Here is a 17,713-nt window from a genome sequence, read left to right on the forward strand (position 1 = left end):
AGCGGGGTCCTACAGCGTCTCGAGGAAGCCGAGCGCCACCCGCCAGGTGGCCTCGGCGGCCTCCTCGTCGTAGTCGGGCAGGTCCGGGTCGGTGTAGAGGTGGCCCGCCCCGGCGTACCGGTAGACCTCCACGTCGGCCCCGGCGCGCCCCATCTGCAGGTACCAGGCGGTCAGCCAGTCGTCCGTCTCGAACGGGTCGGGCTCGGCGACGTGCAGCTGGACCGGGAGCTCGTCGACGGTGACGCCCTCGGAGATGTCGGACGTGCCGTGCAGGAGCAGCAGCCCCTTCGCCTTCTCGTCGCCGAGCGCGAGGGTCTGCGCGGTGGCGGCGCCCATCGAGAACCCGGCGTAGACGAGGCCACGGTCGGAGTACGGGGCGGCGGCCAGGACGGCGCGCTTGAGCAGCTCGTCCTTGCCGATCTCGTCCTTGAAGGCCATGCCTTCCTCGACGGTGTCGAAGGTGTTGCCCTCGAAGAGGTCGGGGGTCCACACCTCGTGTCCGGCGGCGCGCAGCCGGTCGGCCGCGGCCTCCACTGCGGGCCGCAGACCGAACGCCGAATGGAAAAGCATGATGTTCATGGGCTCCATGGTGCCAGGCCCCCCGCAGGTTAGGTCCGCCCGATGCCGGATACCGTCGTGGCATGGAGAACGTACTGCGCCCACTGATCGTCATTGGTGGCTCGGTCGTGCTCACACTGCTCGTGGGGTGGGCCGTCGACCGGTTGCTGCTGCGCACCGATCAGCGCCACCACGAAACGCCGCTGTGGGGACTGCTGCGCCGGTGCAGACTGCCCCTCCAGGTCGTGCTCTGCGCGGCGCTCCTGAAGGGGTCGTACGACCAGTCGGGCATCGCCGAGGACCATTACAGCGGCATTGGAGAAACGCTCAGCCTGGTGCTGATCGGGGCCACCGCCTGGCTGGCCGTGCGGATCTCGTCGGCCGTCGTCGAGTCGTCGTACGCCCGCTACGCCGCCGCCCAGCGCGACCCGGCGCGGGTCCGGCGGGTGCGCACGCAGGTCACCCTGATCCAGCGCGTCGTCATCGCGGTCGTCGGTGTGGTCGCGGTGGCCGCGATGCTCCTCACGTTCCCGTCCTTCAGAGCGGCGGGGGCCTCGCTGCTCGCCTCGGCCGGTCTGCTGGGCATCGTCGCCGGTGTCGCCGCGCAGTCCACGCTCGGGAACCTCTTCGCGGGCCTGCAGATCGCGTTCGGCGACATGGTGCGGATAGGGGACACCGTGGTCGTGGACGGCGAGTGGGGGACGGTCGAGGAGATCACCCTCACGTTCCTCGCCGTGCGCACCTGGGACGAGCGCCGCATCACGATGCCGGTGTCGTACTTCACGTCGAAGCCGTTCGAGAACTGGTCGCGCGGCGGCGCCCAGATGACCGGCACCGTCTTCTTCCACCTCGACCACAGCGCGCCGGTGCCGGAGATGCGCGAGAAGCTGCACGACATCCTGCGCGAGTGCGCCGCCTGGGACGGCCGCGACTGGGGCCTCGCCGTCACCGACACCACGCCCAGCACCCTCCAGGTCCGCGCCCTGGTCACCGCCAAGGACGCGGACGACATCTGGACGGTGCGGGTCACGGTCCGCGAGCAGCTGGTCCGCTGGCTGACCGAGCAGCACCCCTACGCGCTGCCGCGGATCAACACGGCGACGGCCCTGATCGCCCCGGACGAGACGGCCCCGCTCCCCGACCACGTGATCAGCCGCAACGGCCGGGCGCCGCAGACCGGTCGGGGCTAACGCCCCGGCAGCTCCCCGCCGTTGACCTGGATGATCTGGCCGCTCACATGGCCGCCGCCCGGCGACGCCAGCCACAGCGCCGTGGCCGCGATGTCGTCGGGCGTGCCCGCGCGCCCGGTCGGGATGGCGTCGACGCGGCGCCGGTACTCGGCCTCCGGCATCGAGGGGCCGAAGAAGTCGGTGTCCTCGATGTAGCCGGGCGCGATCGCGTTGACGGTGATGCCGCGCGGCCCGAGGGCCCGGGCGAGATCGTACGTGTACGGATGCAGGGCCGCCTTGGCCGCGCCGTACGAGCCCTGGTTCGAGCCGCGCAGGGCCGCGATCGAGGACACGAAGACGATCCGGCCGCCGGGCGCCGCCAGGTGCTCGCGCAGCGCCTCGGTCAGCAGCACCGAAGTGAGCGTGTTGACCCGGAAATTGGTGTTCCAGTCGTGGGCCACGGCGTCGAGCGGATCGCCGCCCTCCGGGGCGGGGTGCATCCGGCCGCCGAAGCCGCCCGCACTGTGCACGAGCACGTCGACCGTGCCCTCGAACGCCTCCAGGGCGAAGTCGGCGGCGCCGCGCGCGCCCTCGACCGTACCGAGGTCGGCCGGGTACCTCAGCGCGCCGGGCACATCGGCCTTCTCCAGGACCTCGATCCGCCGCCCGACGATCAGCACCCGGTCCCCCTCGGCCGCGAAGGCCTTGGCCGTCGCGAGTCCGATTCCCGTGCCGCCTCCGGTGATCATCACGTTGCGTGCCATACCCACGAGCGTAGAGCGTGGAGCGCGCTCGAACCCCTCGCGCACCTCAGCGCAGGCTGCGCACGTCCAGTTTCCTCAGCACCCGGTCGACGATCTCCGGGTCGGAGCCCGGTTCGCTGCGGGCGGCGAGGACCTCGTGGCGGGCCGCCGACATCATCTCCGCCTGGATGCGGCGGATCCGCTTGATCCGGGCGACGCGCTTGGCCTGCTTCTCGCGCCGTTCGTCCGCGCCGATCTCCGGGTTGATGCGCAGCCCGATGTCGTAGGCGCGGCGCAGCATCTGCTCCTGCACCTCCTCGGGGAGCTCCTCGACCTCCTCGATCTCCTTGAGGCGCATCCTGGCCGCCTTCGCGGCGCGCACCGCGAGCTCCCGCTCGTACTCGCGCTCGGCGGTGTCGTCGGCGCGCACCCCGAGCTTCCTCACGAGCCACGGCAGGCTGAGTCCCTGGAGCACGAGGGTCGCCATGATCACCCCGAACGCGATGAAGACGATCTCGTCCCTGTCGGGGAACGGCGAACCGTCGTCCATGGTCAGCGGCACCGCAAGGGCCAGCGCCACGGACGCCACCCCGCGCATCCCGGCCCACCACATGACGACCGTCTCCCGCCAGCTCACCGGGATGTCCTCGTCGACGTCGCGCCGCAGATGCATCCGCCGCGTCACCCACGTCATCGGCAGCAGCCACAGCAGCCGTACGACGATCACGACGGCCACGACCGCGCCCGCCCAGCCCAGCATCTCGCCCCAGCGGCCCTCCGCGGTCCGCACCACGTTGTGCACCTCGAGACCGATGAGGCCGAAGGCGACGCCCGTGACGAGGGTGTCCACGACGTCCCAGAAGGCCCGCCCCGTGAGCCGCGTCAACACGTCGTCGGCGTCGAAGGCGTGCTCGGCCAGGAACAGAGCCGAGGTGAGGACCGCGAGCACGCCCGAGCCCTTGAGCTCCTCGGCGAGCACGTACGAGGCGTACGGGATGAGCAGCGTGAGGCCGATCTGGAGGGTGGCGTCGCCGAGGTAGCCGATGAGCTTGTTGGCGATCCAGCCGAGCCCCCAGCCGACGGCGACCGCGACGACCGCGGAGAGCACCAGGTCGAGCCCGGCGTGCGGCAGCGAGAAGGTGCCGCTGACGGCCGCGGCGATCGCGACGTGGTACAGCACGATCGCCGTCACGTCGTTGAACAGGCCCTCGCCCTCCAGGATCGACACCATGCGGCGGGGAAGCCCGAGTTGGCCGGCGACGGCGGTCGCGGCGACCGGGTCGGGCGGCGCCACGAGGGCGCCGAGCGCGACGGCCGCGGCGACCGGCAGGCCCGGCACGATGGCGTCGGCGGTGAAGGCGACCGCGGCCGTGGTGACGAACACCAGGGCGACGGCCAGCAGGAAGATCGGTCTCTTGTTGGCCGCGAACTGCCGCCAGGACGTGCGGTGCACGGCCGCGTACAGCAGCGGTGGCAGCACCAGCGGCAGGATCAGATCCGGGTTGATGTCGACGTTCGGCACCGCCTGGATCAGCGCGAGCGCGATGCCGAGCAGGGTCATCAGGACCGGGGAGGGAAGTCCGAGCCGGTCCCCGAGCGGGACGGTCAGCACGGCCCCGAGCAACAGCACGAACAGCAGGGCCAATTGATCCACCGGGGACTCCGACCAGACTCGACGATCATGTGCGTTCCGGCCTCAAGAGTGCCACGCGCTTCACATCAAATCGGTCTTTTGGGCGCCCGGAGGGCGTGATGCGACCGTCGTCACGGCCGCCCGCCGCGTCAGTCCAGCGTCTTGCGCATCGCCCGGTGGTCGATGCCGGCGTCGAGGAACTCCGGCCCGTACGCCACGTATCCGAGCCGCTCGTAGAAGCCCAGCGCGTGCGTCTGCGCGTGCAGGTCCACGGCGGTCAGTCCGCGCTCCCTGGCCGCTTCCTCGATGGCGCGCACCAGCGCGGCGCCGACGCCGAGGCCGCGCGCCGCCTTCGTCACGGCGAGCCGCCCGAGGGCGCCGACGTGCGCCGCCCCGCCGTTCTTCACGGCGGCCGCCTCGCCGGTCAGGAGCCGGCCCGTGCCGAGCGGCTCCCCGTCGTCCCGCACCGCGAGGACGTGCACGGCCCCCGCGTCGTACGCGTCGTACTCGATGTCCTCGGGCACGCGCTGCTCGAGGACGAAGACCTCCTTGCGCACGGCGAAGCAGGCCTGCCGGTCGAGGTCCGACGCGGCGACCCGCGTCACGTACCCGGCGCTCACGAGCTCTCCGCGCGCACCCGGTCGAGTGCCGTCTGGAGGTCCTCCGGGTAGGCGCTCTCGAACTCGACCCAGCGGCCGTCCGCCGGGTGCTCGAAGCCGAGCCGCACCGCGTGCAGCCACTGCCGGGTGAGGCCGAGGCGCTTGGCGAGCGTGGGGTCCGCGCCGTACGTCATGTCGCCTACGCACGGGTGCCGGTGCGCGGACATGTGAACGCGGATCTGGTGGGTGCGCCCCGTCTCCAGCTTGATGTCGAGGAGCGAGGCGGCACGGAAGGCCTCGATCAGGTCGTAGTGCGTGACGGACGGCTTGCCCTCGGCGGTCACGGCCCACTTGTAGTCGTGGTTCGGGTGCCGGCCGATGGGGGCGTCGATGGTGCCGCTCATCGGGTCGGGGTGGCCCTGCACCAGCGCGTTGTACCGCTTGTCCGGGATGCGCTCCTTGAACTGGCGCTTCAGCGACGTGTACGCCCGCTCCGACTTGGCGACGACCATGAGGCCCGACGTGCCCACGTCGAGGCGGTGCACGATGCCCTGGCGCTCGGCGGCGCCCGACGTCGAGATCCGGTACCCGGCGGCGGCGAGGCCACCGATCACGGTCGTGCCGGTCCAGCCGGGGCTGGGGTGCGCGGCGACGCCGACCGGCTTCATGATCACGACGATGTCCTCGTCGTCGTGCACGATCTCCATGCCCTCCACGGGCTCGGCGACGATCTGCACGGGAGCGGGCGCCTGCGGCATCTCCACTTCCATCCAGGCGCCGCCGTGCACCCGCTCGGACTTGCCCACGACCGAGCCGTCGACCGAGACCTTCCCGGCGGCGGCGAGCTCGGCGGCCTTGGTGCGGGAGAAGCCGAACATGCGGGAGATGGCGGCGTCGACGCGCTCGCCCTCCAGGCCGTCGGGCACGGGCAGGGTTCGGATCTCGGGAATCGTGCTCACGCATCGAGTATGCAGGAGCCCACCGACACTCCCGAACCCGAGCCCCGTGACCCCGGGACCCGATCCCCGTACTCAGTCCTTGTGGACCGAGCCGTCCGGGTCGATGCCGCGGAAGGACAGCAGCACGATCAGGATGCCGCCGCACACGATCGCCGAGTCGGCGAGGTTGAACACCGGGTAGTGCTTCGGCGCGATGAAGTCCACCACGGCGCCCTCGAAGACGCCCGGCGCCCGGAAGATCCGGTCCGTGAGGTTGCCGAGCGCACCGCCGAGCAGCAGACCGAGGGCGATCGCCCAGGGCGTGCTGTAGAGCTTGCGGGCGAGCCGCGCGATCACCACGATCACGGCGGCCGCGATCAGGGTGAAGATGATCGTGAAGGCCTCGCCGATGCCCCAGGCGGCGCCGGGGTTCCTGATCACCTCGAGCTGGAGCCAGTCGCCGATGATGTGGATGGCGTCACGGTGCTCGAGCTTCGCCACCACGAGCAGTTTGCTGCCCAGGTCCAGGACGTACGCCAGCGCGGCCACGGCGAACAGCACGGCGATCCGCCGCCTGCCCCTGGGGCGCTCCTGGGCCTGCTCCTCGGCCTGCTCCGGCTCGGTTGCCCCCGCGTCCGGGGAATCCGGCGTACCGATGATGCGCTCCGCCTCTGCCACGTGAGTCCCTCAACCTAGTACCTGACTGAGGACGAGAGTACGGCACGCACGGCCGCACCCCCATGGGCCGGGGCCCGCGGGGGCTCGGCGTCCGCCCGGCGGCGGCGCTGCGCGCTCGTCAGTAGCGGCGCTCCTGCTTCTGCTTGCACTCCACGCACAGCGTCGCGCGCGGGAACGCCTGCATGCGGGCCTTGCCGATCGGGTTCCCGCAGTTCTCGCAGAGCCCGTACGTGCCCGCGTCGAGGCGCTCCAGGGCGCGCTCGGTCTGGAGCAGCATCTCCCGCGCGTTGGCGGCCAGCGCCATCTCGTGCTCGCGGGTGATGTTCTTGGTGCCGGTGTCGGCGTCGTCCTCGCCCGCCCCGTCCCCGGAGTCGCGCATCAGGCCCGCGAGCCCCTCCTCCGCGGTGGCGATCTCGCTGCCGAGGCGGAGCGCCTCGCTCTGCAGCTCGGCGCGCGCCTCCTGGACCTCTTCCGGGGTCCAGGGATCCTCGCCGGGCCGGACCGCCAGCTCGCCGGGCTCGGCGGTGCCGCGCGCCTTGGGTACCGCGCCCGGCTTCTTGGTGGCCGTGGCCGTGCCCTGAGTCTTCTTCGCAACCACTGTCGTGGCTCCCGTCGTCTTCGCGGCCTCGGCCGCGTCCTCGGCCGCGGAGGCGACCGTCTTCTTCGCGCCCTTGCGCCCGCCGGTCCGGCCGGCGCCGTCCCCCTTCTCCGCCGACGCCGTCGCGGCCGCGGACTTCTTCCTGGTGGCGGTCTTCGGGGTCTCCGTGTCCTCGGCCGCCGCCCCGGCCGCGGTCGTCTTCTTGGCGGTGCTCTTCGCCGCGGCCGTCTTCTTGGTCGTGCTTTTCGCCGCTGTCGTCTTCTTGGTCGTGCTCTTCGCCGCTGTCGCCTTCTTGGCCGCGGTCTTCTTCGGTGCCGGCTTCGTCTCCCCCGCGTCCGAGGACGCCTCCTGCGCGGCCGTCGCCTTCGTGGACGTCGCCTTCTTCTTTCCGGTGGGCGTCTCCTTCGGCTTCGCCGTCGTCGACGCCTTCGCTCCCGCCGCGTCCTTCCCGGCACCGCCGGAGGCCGCCGCGCCCGTGGTTCTGCTGGACGTCGACTGCTGAACGGCGGTCTTCTTCGCCACCATGGTCGCGGCCCCTTCACAATTTGTGATCTTGCTCGCGAATCGTGCTGGGACGATAAATCGACTCCAGGCCCGCGGCAACGGGGCGCACCACCGGATCCGGCCCCGAACGAAGGCCCCGCCGCCACCCCGCGACGAGCTTGCAAGCGTTGTGCCCAGCTCCCCGCCCGGTAATCCGCCGTCACCCCGCCCGCCCCCGCACCGCCCGGCGGCCGTCCAGGATCGGTCACTCGGCGTATGCCCATTCGGGTCACCCGGCGCGCCCGCCCCGCGCCCGCCCCGGCCCCCGCGAAAACCGGTCGGCCGCCCCCTCACGGGCGCCGTACACTGGGCGGAGCGAAAAGCGTGGATGGGGCCGAGTAGCGGCGTACGCAGCCAAGAGCGAACCGGGGACGGTGGAAGCCCGGTGGCGAGCGCGACGCGAAGATCACCCCGGAGCCGCCGGAAGAACACCGCAGCGCCCAGCGAGCGGCCAGTAGAACCGGCATCGCGACCCCAATGAGGGGGCTCACCGGAGCGCACCACGCCCCGGCGGGCCAAGGAGGGTGGTACCGCGGGAGCGCGCCGCACACGGCGCGGAAGCCTCTCGTCCCTCCGACGGAAGAAGGCAGATCCGCCGGAGGAAGACTGATGACGCAGTACCGCCAGGTGCCCGCCCAGGTCGACCTGCCCGCCCTCGAGCACGCGGTGCTCGACTTCTGGCGCGAGCAGAAGATCTTCGCCAAGACCCTGGAGCAGTCCGAGGGGCGCCCCGAGTGGGTGTTCTACGAGGGCCCGCCCACGGCCAACGGCATGCCGGGCGCCCACCACATCGAGGCCCGCGTCTTCAAGGACGTGTTCCCCCGCTTCCGCACGATGCGCGGCTACCACGTGGCCCGCAAGGCGGGCTGGGACTGCCACGGCCTCCCGGTGGAGCTGGCGGTCGAGAAGGAGCTCGGCTTCAGCGGCAAGAAGGACATCGAGGCGTACGGCATCGCCGAGTTCAACGCCAAGTGCCGCGAGTCCGTGACCCGGCACACCGACGCCTTCTCCGACCTGACGACCCGCATGGGCTACTGGGTCGACCTCGACGACGCGTACCGGACGATGAACCCGGAGTACGTCGACTCGGTCTGGTGGTCGCTGAAGGAGATCTTCAACAAGGGCCTCCTGGTCCAGGACCACCGCGTCGCCCCCTGGTGCCCGCGCTGCGGCACCGGCCTCTCGGACCACGAGCTGGCGCAGGGCTACGAGACGGTCGTGGACCCCTCGGTCTATGTCCGTTTCCCCCTCACCTCCGGTCCGCTGGCGGGCCAGGCCTCGCTCCTGATCTGGACGACGACCCCGTGGACCCTGGTGTCCAACACGGCGGTCGCCGCGCACCCGGACGTCACGTACGTCGTCGCCACGAACGGCGAGGAGAAGCTCGTCGTCGCCGAGCCGCTCGTCGAGAAGGCGCTCGGCGAGGGCTGGGAGACGACCGGCGAGTCCTTCACCGGCGCCGAGATGGAGCGCTGGAAGTACCAACGCCCGTTCGAGCTGGTGGAGTTCCCGGCGGACGCGGCCGAGGCGCACTATGTCGTCAACGCCGAGTACGTGACGACCGAGGACGGTACGGGTCTCGTCCACCAGTCCCCCGCCTTCGGTGAGGACGACCTCAAGGTCTGCCGTTCGTACGGCATGCCGGTCGTCAACCCGGTCCGCCCGGACGGCACCTTCGAGGAGGACCTCGACCTGGTCGGCGGCGTCTTCTTCAAGAAGGCCGACGAACAGCTGACCGAGGACCTCCAGAACCGCGGTCTGCTCTTCAAGCACATCCCGTACGAGCACAGCTACCCGCACTGCTGGCGCTGTCACACGGCGCTGCTCTACTACGCGCAGCCGTCCTGGTACATCCGCACCACGGCCATCAAGGACCGGCTCCTCCAGGAGAACGAGAACACCAACTGGTTCCCGGAGACCGTCAAGCACGGCCGCTTCGGCGACTGGCTGAACAACAACATCGACTGGGCGCTGTCCCGCAACCGCTACTGGGGCACCCCGCTGCCCATCTGGCGCTGCGAGGAGGGCCACCTCACGTGCATCGGCTCGCGCGCCGAGCTGACCGAGCTGACCGGCTCGGACCAGTCCTCGCTCGACCCGCACCGCCCGTACATCGACGACGTGACCTTCACCTGCACCCACGAGGGCTGCTCCCTCGAAGCGGTGCGCGTGCCCGAGGTCATCGACGCCTGGTACGACTCGGGTTCCATGCCGTTCGCGCAGTGGGGCTACCCGTACAAGAACAAGGAACTGTTCGAGTCCCGGTACCCGGCGCAGTTCATCTCCGAGGCGATCGACCAGACCCGCGGCTGGTTCTACACACTGATGGCGGTCGGCACGCTCGTCTTCGACAAGTCGTCCTACGAGAACGTGGTGTGCCTCGGCCACATCCTCGCCGAGGACGGCCGCAAGATGTCCAAGCACCTGGGCAACACGCTGGAGCCGATCCCGCTCATGGACCGGCACGGCGCGGACGCGGTGCGCTGGTTCATGGCGGCCGGCGGCTCCCCGTGGGCGGCCCGCCGCGTCGGCCACGGCACGATCCAGGAGGTCGTCCGCAAGACGCTCCTCACGTACTGGAACACGGTCGCCTTCCAGGCCCTGTACGCCCGTACGTCGGAGTGGGCGCCCAGCGAGGCGGACCCGGCGCCCGCCGACCGCACCGTCCTGGACCGCTGGCTCCTGTCCGAGCTGCACCTGCTGACGGACGAGGTCACGAAGGCCCTGGAGGCCTACGACACCCAGCGTGCGGGCAAGCTGCTCTCCGCGTTCGTCGACGATCTGTCGAACTGGTACGTGCGTCGCTCGCGCCGCCGCTTCTGGCAGGGCGACAAGGCCGCGCTGCGCACCCTGCACGACGTGGTGGTCACCGTCACCCAGCTGATGGCGCCGCTCACGCCGTTCATCGCCGAGCGGGTGTGGCAGGACCTGGTCGTGCCGGTCACCCCGGACGCCCCGGAGTCGGTGCACCTGTCGTCGTGGCCGGAGGCCGACCGCGCGGCGATCGACCCGCAGCTGTCGACGCAGATGGCGCTGGTCCGGCGGCTCGTCGAGCTGGGCCGTGCCACGCGCGCGGAGTCGGGCGTCAAGACCCGTCAGCCGCTGTCCCGCGCGCTGGTCGCGGCATCCGGCTTCGCCGACCTCTCCGACGAGCTGCGGGCGCAGATCACGGAGGAGCTGAACGTCTCGTCGCTCGCCTCGCTGTCCGACGTCGGCGGCAGCCTCGTCGACACGACGGCGAAGGCGAACTTCCGGGCGCTCGGCAAGCGGTTCGGCAAGCGGGTCCAGGACGTGGCCAAGGCGGTGGCTAACGCGGACGCGGCGGCGCTGTCCCTGGCCCTGCGCGAGGGCAACGCCTCGGTCGAGGTCGACGGCGAGAAGATCGACCTCGCGCCCGATGAGGTCATCATCACGGAGACCCCGCGCGAGGGCTGGTCGGTCGCGTCCGACTCCGGCGCGACGGTCGCGCTCGACCTGGAGCTCACGGAGGAGCTGCGGCAGGCGGGCCTGGCCCGTGACGCGATCCGCCTGATCCAGGAGGCCCGCAAGAACAGCGGCCTGGACGTGGCGGACCGGATCGCCCTGCGCTGGACGTCGACGGACCCGGCGGTGATCTCGGCGCTGTCCGAGCACACGGAGCTGATCTCCGACGAGGTCCTGGCGACGGACTTCGTCCAGGCCGAGCCGGACGACACGTACGGCTCCGCCTTCACGGACGAGGGCCTGAGCCTGTCCTTCGCCCTCCGCAAGGTCTAGCCGACGCTCCGCCGCCTTGGGCAATCTGCCGCCTTGGGCGGCAGGGTGGGCAAGGCGGCCCCCGGTGCCGCGCACCAGGACACGGGGTCCAGCCACGGCGCAGTACACCCGAAGGGGCGGGCGGCCAGAAACGTTTTTCTGGCCGCCCGCCCCTTCGGCGTTTCGTACCCGCGACGTACACCTGAACGCCCACGCCAAAACGGAGCGCAAAGACCTCGGCCCGGATCGCAGAAACGATCCGGGCCGAGGTCTGAATGAATGCCGACGCCTAGCTACTACCAGGCGCTACGCACACGCGCCGCTCAGTTGTCGTCCTCGTCGATGAGGAAGCCGCGCATCGGAGACGGAGCCTGACCCATCGGCGACGGGCCCTGCGGCCGCACCGGAGCCATCGGCTGCGTCATCGCGGGCGACATCTGCTGCTGACCGCCGTAGGACGGGCCGCCCTGCGACTGGTTGCCGCCACCCATCGACTGGTTGCCGCCGTAGGACGGCGCACCCGCACCGGCCGGAGCCATCGACGGCGCCGGGGACGGGGGCAGCGAGGCGGTGGCCGGCGTGCGCGGCGGGGCCAGCGAGTCGTCGGCCTGGGTCTCCAGCTGGCGCAGCTGCGACTCCAGGTAGGACTTCAGACGCGTGCGGTACTCGCGCTCGAAGCCACGCAGGTCCTCGACCTTGCGCTCCAGCGTGGCGCGGGCGGACTCCAGGGAGCCCATCGCGACGCGGTGCTTCTCCTGCGCGTCCCGCTCCAGGGCGTCGGCCTTGGCACGGGCGTCACGCTCGAGACCCTCGGCACGGCTGCGCGCCTCGCCGACGATCTTGTTCGCCTCGGAGCGGGCCTCGGCGATCGCCTGGTCGGCGGTCTGCTGGGCCAGCGAGAGGACACGGGCGGCGCTGTCGCCACCGGGGCCCTGACCGGGCTGCGGCAGCTGCGGGCCACCGTGGCCGCCCATGGGACCGCCCATCGGGCCACCCATCGGACCCTGGCCCATGGGGCCGGGACCCTGCGGGCCACCCTGCGGACCGTGCCCACCGGGACCGGCCGGCAGCTGCGGGGCACCGCTCGGCAGCTGGGGCGGGCCACCCATGGGGCCACCCATCTGCTGCTGCGGCGGGCCCGATATACCGGCGGGCACCGGGGCGCCGGGGCCTCGCATGCCCTGCGGCGGACCCTGCTGCTGGTCCTGCGGACCCTCGGGTCCACCGGGACCACCGGGGCCGCCAGGACCACCGGGTCCGCCGGGGCCCTTGCGCATGCCGCCCTGCTGCTGGTTCTGGGCAGCGGCACGAGTGGCTGCGGCGAGTTTCGCCCGCAGATCCTCGTTCTCACGTAGGAGTCGGGTCAGTTCGGCTTCGACCTCATCGAGGAAGGCATCGACCTCGTCCTCGTCATAGCCTTCTCGGAGGCGGACGGTCGTGAACTGCTTGTTCCGCACGTCCTCGGGGGTCAACGGCATCTCTTCACCTCAACGTTGTCGTCGGCATTCGGCAAGACCGTATCGTTCACAGTCGCATCCCGACGTTCTGCACGATCGAGATCAGGACCCAGACGATGATCATCAGTACGAAGAAGGACAGGTCGAGCGCCACGCCCCCGAGACGCAGCGGCGGAATGAACCGCCGCAGAAGCTTGAGCGGTGGATCAGTGACAGTGTAAGTGGCCTCCAGAACGACCACCATCGCCTTGCCGGGTTGCCACGAGCGGGCGAACTGGAAGACGTAGTCCATGACCAACCGGAAGATCAGCACGATGAGGAAACACATCAGCGCGACGTAGAGCACCTGCATAACCACGCCCATCTCGGTGGTTCCCTCTCCCCTGTGTCTCGTGCCTGCGCGACTGGCGAGCCAGTCGTTGAACTAGTGCTGCGTCTCAGCTCTGGTTGAAGAACCCGCCCTCTGCGATACGGGCCTTGTCCTCCGCCGTGACATCGACGTTAGCAGGCGACAACAGGAACACCTTCTGTGTCACTCGCTCGATGCTCCCGTGAAGACCGAACACAAGACCTGCCGCAAAGTCGACAAGTCGCTTCGCGTCGGTGTCGTCCATCTCCGTCAGATTCATGATCACCGGAGTGCCCTCACGGAAGTGTTCCCCGATGGTACGGGCCTCGTTGTAGGTCCGGGGGTGCAAAGTGGTGATGCGGTAGGGCTCCCGCTCGGACACGACCTTGGGCATGATCACCGGTGCGTTCTTCTCCAGGCTCTGACGTTCAGGTGTGATGGATGCCACGGGGGCGATTCGTGCCGGACGTCCGGATTCAGCGGGGAGCGAAGCGGGTTGGCGCACCGGCTCGCGCTGAGCCGGAGGCTGCACCACTCTGACCGATTCCTCCACATCCGTGGCGGCATGGGAGCTGTGTGACTGATGCGACGGCTCGTGCCGCCGCCGGTCACGCTCGGGCTCCGGGTCGAGTTCGGGCTCGAAGTCGTCATCGGGGTCGAACCCCCGGCCGTCGTACCCATCGTCCTCCACGAGGCCGAGGTAGACCGCCATCTTGCGCATCGCGCCGGCCATTCTCTGAGTCCTCCGCTCTGTGGTGGATCGGCTGACGTCAACCAAAGTGCCCGCGATCCACGTGGTCTCCCCGCCCATCAGCGAGAATGACCATATTTTCTGCTGTGGTCCGACTTCTTCGCGACGTTACCCGAGCCGGGGTCGGACTCCGAGGACCGCCGTACCGACGCGCACATGTGTCGCCCCGGCCGCCACGGCCTGCTCAAGGTCCGAACTCATCCCTGCCGAGACCATGTTCGCAGCCGGATGGGCCGCGCGCAGGGCAGTCGACAAATCCATGAGCCGCTCGAACGCCGCTTGTTGCCGCCCCGCGTAGTCCCCGGTGAGCGGCGCCACGGTCATCAGACCGTCGAGCCGCAACCCCGGAGCCTCGGCCACGCGTGCGGCCAACTCCTCTACTCCACCGGGGCCGACGCCCCCGCGCTCCCCCCGGCCGTCCGCGTCGGCGTCGAGCGCGACCTGGATCAGACAGCCCAGCTCGCGTTCGGCCCGCACGGCTTCCTTGGAGAGCGCCGTGACGAGCTTCGCGCGATCGACGGACTGCACCAGATCGGCATAACCCACCACGGAACGAACCTTGTTGGTCTGAAGCTGACCGACAAAGTGCCATGTGAGCGGAAGATCCGAGCATTCCGCGGCCTTGGGCGCCGCGTCCTGGTCCCGGTTCTCCGCCACGTGCCGCACACCGAGCCCGGACAGGATCCGCACATCGCTCGCGGGGTAGGTCTTCGTGACCACGATGAGGGTCACGTCCTCCCGCTTGCGACCGGCCGCGTCGCAGGCCGCGGTGATACGTTCCTCCACCGCTGCCAGGTTCGCGGCGATCTCCGCCGTACGGTCCTGAAGGTTCGTCATGTCGTCTCAGTCCAGCCAGACATAGCCGCCGAGTCGGCCGGTGGCCTTGTCGCGGCGGTACGAGAAGTGATCGTGCGACTCAAGTGTGCACACCGTCGACCGCTCCCGGTCACGCACCCCGAGCCGCTCCAGCTGCGCGTGCACTCCGGCGGTCACATCGACGGCCGGGGTGCCCCAGCTGGTCTCGGCGTACGCCGCCGGTTCCACCGCCGCGACCTCGTCCCGCATCGCGGCCGGCACCTCGTAGCAGCGCCCGCAGACCGCGGGCCCCGTACGGGCGATGATCCGCCCGGGCTCCGCGCCCCGCTCCACCATGGCCCGCACCGCTGCGGGCACCACCCCGGCGACCATGCCGGGGCGACCCGCGTGCGCGGCGGCGGCGACCCCGGCGACCGGGTCGGCGAGAAGTACGGGGGTGCAGTCGGCGGTGAGCACGGCGAGCGCGAGGCCGCGCCGCGTGGTGACGAGGGCGTCGACGCACGGAATGTCCGCTTCGGTGGCCCAGGGCCCGTCCACCACCGCCACGTCGGGGCCGTGCACCTGGTTCATCCACACCACGCGCGACGCGTCGAGGCCGAGTGCCCGCGCGGCCAGCTCCCGGTTGCGCAGGACGGCTTCGGGCTCGTCACCGACCGCGCCCCCGAGGTTGAGCTCCTCATACGGAGCGGCGCTCACTCCGCCCCACCGGTCGGTGAAGGCGAAGTGGGCGCCACTCGTAGCAGACACAGTGTGATGTTGTCCTATCACTGTCGCGTGGTTACTTGAGGAAGTCCGGTACGTCGAGCTCCTCGGCCTGGCTGTCCGGGTAGGACGGCCGGGGAACCTGCGGCGGGGCCGGCGGAGCGGCCGGTGCCTCGTTCACCGGGGTCGGCGCCTCGGCCGGCGGGGCCGGGGTCGGCGTCTGCGGCTGGGACTCCTCGCGCTGGGTGACGCTGCCGAGGTTGCCGAAGCTCGAACGCGCGGGCTCGGGGGCCGGCGTCGAGGGCCGCGGCGGCGTCGCCGGTTCCTCCCGCTTGGCGGTGGAGGAACCCACCACGTTCTCCCGCTTGTTCGGCGGCTGCCCGCCGTCGAAGCCGGCGGCGATGACGGTGACCCGCACCTCGTCGCCGAGCGCGTCGTCGATGACGGCGCCGAAGATGATGTTCGCCTCGGGGTGGGCCGCCTCGCTGACCAGCTGCGCGGCCTCGTTGATCTCGAAGAGACCGAGGTCGGAGCCGCCGGAGATGGAGAGCAGCACGCCGCGGGCGCCGTCGATGGACGCCTCGAGGAGCGGCGAGGAGATCGCCATCTCGGCCGCGGCCACCGCGCGGTCGTCGCCGCGGGCGGAGCCGATGCCCATCAGGGCCGAACCCGCCTCGGACATCACGGACTTCACGTCCGCGAAGTCGAGGTTGATGAGGCCCGGGGTGGTGATGAGGTCGGTGATGCCCTGGACACCGGAGAGCAGGACCTGGTCCGCCGACTTGAAGGCGTCGAGGACCGAGACCTGGCGGTCCGAGATGGACAGGAGCCGGTCGTTCGGGATGACGATGAGGGTGTCGACCTCTTCGCGGAGCTCGGCGATGCCGTCCTCCGCCTGGTTGGCCCGGCGCCGGCCCTCGAAGGTGAACGGCCGTGTGACCACACCGATCGTGAGGGCGCCGAGCGAGCGCGCGATGTTGGCCACGACGGGTGCGCCGCCGGTGCCGGTGCCGCCACCTTCACCGGCGGTGACGAAGACCATGTCGGCCCCCTTGAGGACCTCCTCGATCTCCTCGCGGTGGTCCTCGGCCGCCTTGCGTCCGACGCCCGGATTGGCTCCGGCGCCGAGTCCGCGGGTGAGTTCACGGCCGACGTCGAGCTTGACGTCCGCGTCGCTCATCAACAGGGCTTGCGCATCGGTGTTGATGGCGATGAACTCGACGCCCTTGAGACCGACCTCGATCATCCGGTTGATGGCATTGACACCACCGCCGCCGACACCGATGACTTTGATGACTGCGAGGTAGTTCTGCGGTGCTGCCACGTCGAAGGCCTCTCGCCTCGAGTTACGTGTCGCCGCCTCGCGTTCTACGGTGCGACGACTGATGCCGAATTGGGACGGTCCGGACTACTAGTTGACTACTAGTCGACTGCCGACCCGAACCCTAACGCTGAAGTTTAGGGTTACCAGTGTGTCTGTTTCCTGGACTCTTCCGAACCTGACACTAAGTCGACAAGTGGCGCCCGTTCAACGAACACGCCGAACCTCCCGTTTTTCTTTTCACCCTATGTGATCAGCCGTGTCGATGCCCAACCAGGGTGCTGGCCTGCATCGATGTGCGTCAACTCCCGGACGCGGCAGGGGCCGTGGGAACACTCACGTCCAAGTGCCTGGCCTTCGGGGCGGCTTTCATGAGAGCGGTGAGAGTACGCGCCTTGGTGGCGCCCTGCTCGGCACTTCCCCACTCGACGGTCCGGCCACCGGACAGCTCCAGGGAGATGGCATCGTACGAACGGACCTTGAGGGTCCGCGCGTCCCGCGCGACCGGCTTCGGGAGCTGCCGGGCGACCCGCACCGCTTCCCGTACGAGCCGATTCGGGTCGAATCGGCGCAGACTCGCCTCTGCGCTCGACCGATCCGGCGTCAATTCGAGGCGGGGGACGCTCTTCAGGGGCTTGTCGACGGTGGCGAAACGGACGCCTTCCCGGTCGACTTCAGCGAACTTGCCCGAATTTCCGCCGTCTTCAACAATCAGGACCGGTTTGCGTTCCGTCACTTTCAGCCCGATTCCGTGCGGCCAGGAACGGACCACATCAACCGAGTCGATTCGGGGCAATTTCCGGCGCAGCCGGTCCGCGATGGCTCCCTTGTCGACGGAGATCAGCGGGGCGCCGACCGGCACGGCGGCCGCCTCGCGCACCTGATCCGACGTCAGGACCCGGGTGCCGGAGGTCTTCACACGCTCGACACGCAGCCACGGCGAGCCGTACAGGAGCCAGCTGCCGCCCGCGCCGATCAGCACGAGCAGCACGCCGGTCACGACGAGGGTGCGCATGCTCGGCATGCGCACCCAGCGGGCGGCGAGGGGCGGTGGCTCGGACGCCTCGGACGTGTCCCGTTCGCGATCCTGCGTGGTGGGTCCGGCCACTGTCCCCTGCCTTAC

The 17,713-nt window shown here is 70.4% G+C and carries 16 protein-coding genes; 2 read left to right on the forward strand and 14 right to left on the reverse strand.

Annotated features, from left to right (window positions below; all coding sequences use genetic code 11):
* Positions 1-9: 9 nt before the first annotated feature.
* Entirely contained in the window at positions 10-579 is a 570-nt protein-coding gene (locus ACTWJ8_RS12465) for a dienelactone hydrolase family protein (RefSeq protein WP_356388004.1), read from the reverse strand.
* Positions 580-641: 62 nt separating this feature from the next.
* On the opposite strand from ACTWJ8_RS12465, the gene ACTWJ8_RS12470 reads away from it, so the two are divergent.
* Positions 642-1,748, forward strand: a complete 1,107-nt coding sequence (locus tag ACTWJ8_RS12470; RefSeq protein WP_356388002.1) for a mechanosensitive ion channel family protein — start codon at positions 642-644, stop codon at positions 1,746-1,748.
* Here ACTWJ8_RS12470 and ACTWJ8_RS12475 read toward each other — a convergent pair.
* From ACTWJ8_RS12475 to ACTWJ8_RS12500, 6 genes are all read right to left on the reverse strand, one after another.
* Positions 1,745-2,491, reverse strand: a complete 747-nt coding sequence (locus ACTWJ8_RS12475; protein WP_443263834.1) for an SDR family NAD(P)-dependent oxidoreductase — start codon at positions 2,489-2,491, stop codon at positions 1,745-1,747. The genes ACTWJ8_RS12470 and ACTWJ8_RS12475 overlap by 4 nt on opposite strands.
* A 46-nt stretch (positions 2,492-2,537) precedes the next feature.
* Positions 2,538-4,124: a Na+/H+ antiporter gene (locus tag ACTWJ8_RS12480; protein ID WP_443263835.1), complete on the reverse strand. Its 1,587-nt coding sequence runs from the start codon at positions 4,122-4,124 to the stop codon at positions 2,538-2,540.
* 128 nt (positions 4,125-4,252) lie between these two features.
* Complete coding sequence (locus ACTWJ8_RS12485; protein WP_356387996.1) at positions 4,253-4,723, reverse strand: GNAT family N-acetyltransferase; 471 nt, start codon at positions 4,721-4,723, stop codon at positions 4,253-4,255.
* Positions 4,720-5,661: an RluA family pseudouridine synthase gene (locus ACTWJ8_RS12490; RefSeq protein WP_356387994.1), complete on the reverse strand. Its 942-nt coding sequence runs from the start codon at positions 5,659-5,661 to the stop codon at positions 4,720-4,722. Before ACTWJ8_RS12490 ends, ACTWJ8_RS12485 begins: the two co-directional genes overlap by 4 nt.
* A 72-nt stretch (positions 5,662-5,733) precedes the next feature.
* On the reverse strand, positions 5,734-6,318 hold the full coding sequence (lspA, locus tag ACTWJ8_RS12495) for a signal peptidase II (protein WP_356387992.1): 585 nt from the start codon (positions 6,316-6,318) through the stop codon (positions 5,734-5,736).
* A 118-nt stretch (positions 6,319-6,436) separates the two neighbouring features.
* Positions 6,437-7,441 carry a TraR/DksA family transcriptional regulator gene (locus ACTWJ8_RS12500; protein WP_356387990.1) on the reverse strand — a complete coding sequence of 335 codons (1,005 nt, stop codon included), beginning with the start codon at positions 7,439-7,441 and terminating at the stop codon, positions 6,437-6,439.
* Between the two features lie 627 nt (positions 7,442-8,068).
* Here ACTWJ8_RS12500 and ileS point away from each other — a divergent pair.
* Positions 8,069-11,215 carry an isoleucine--tRNA ligase gene (gene ileS, locus ACTWJ8_RS12505; RefSeq protein WP_443263836.1) on the forward strand — a complete coding sequence of 1,049 codons (3,147 nt, stop codon included), beginning with the start codon at positions 8,069-8,071 and terminating at the stop codon, positions 11,213-11,215.
* 302 nt (positions 11,216-11,517) lie between these two features.
* Here ileS and ACTWJ8_RS12510 read toward each other — a convergent pair whose 3' ends face one another.
* From ACTWJ8_RS12510 to ACTWJ8_RS12540, 7 genes are all read right to left on the reverse strand, one after another.
* A complete protein-coding gene (locus tag ACTWJ8_RS12510; protein WP_356388839.1) occupies positions 11,518-12,672 on the reverse strand; it encodes a DivIVA domain-containing protein in 1,155 nt (384 codons plus the stop codon).
* Between the two features lie 46 nt (positions 12,673-12,718).
* Positions 12,719-13,015: a YggT family protein gene (locus tag ACTWJ8_RS12515; protein WP_306321272.1), complete on the reverse strand. Its 297-nt coding sequence runs from the start codon at positions 13,013-13,015 to the stop codon at positions 12,719-12,721.
* A gap of 73 nt (positions 13,016-13,088) precedes the next feature.
* Positions 13,089-13,733, reverse strand: coding sequence for a cell division protein SepF (locus ACTWJ8_RS12520; protein WP_356388837.1), 645 nt, complete (start codon positions 13,731-13,733; stop codon positions 13,089-13,091).
* Between the two features lie 126 nt (positions 13,734-13,859).
* Complete coding sequence (locus tag ACTWJ8_RS12525) at positions 13,860-14,588, reverse strand: YggS family pyridoxal phosphate-dependent enzyme (RefSeq protein WP_356388835.1); 729 nt, start codon at positions 14,586-14,588, stop codon at positions 13,860-13,862.
* 6 nt (positions 14,589-14,594) lie between these two features.
* The gene (pgeF, locus tag ACTWJ8_RS12530) at positions 14,595-15,335 is read right to left on the reverse strand and encodes a peptidoglycan editing factor PgeF (RefSeq protein WP_443263837.1); all 741 of its coding nucleotides are present in this window, start codon (positions 15,333-15,335) and stop codon (positions 14,595-14,597) included.
* 10 nt (positions 15,336-15,345) lie between these two features.
* Positions 15,346-16,593: a cell division protein FtsZ gene (gene ftsZ / locus ACTWJ8_RS12535; RefSeq protein WP_356388831.1), complete on the reverse strand. Its 1,248-nt coding sequence runs from the start codon at positions 16,591-16,593 to the stop codon at positions 15,346-15,348.
* 298 nt (positions 16,594-16,891) lie between these two features.
* Entirely contained in the window at positions 16,892-17,698 is an 807-nt protein-coding gene (locus ACTWJ8_RS12540; RefSeq protein WP_356388829.1) for a cell division protein FtsQ/DivIB, read from the reverse strand.
* Positions 17,699-17,713: the final 15 nt, after the last annotated feature.

Origin of the sequence: Streptomyces sp. SDT5-1, assembly GCF_052245995.1 — a bacterium.
Lineage (GTDB): Bacteria > Actinomycetota > Actinomycetes > Streptomycetales > Streptomycetaceae > Streptomyces.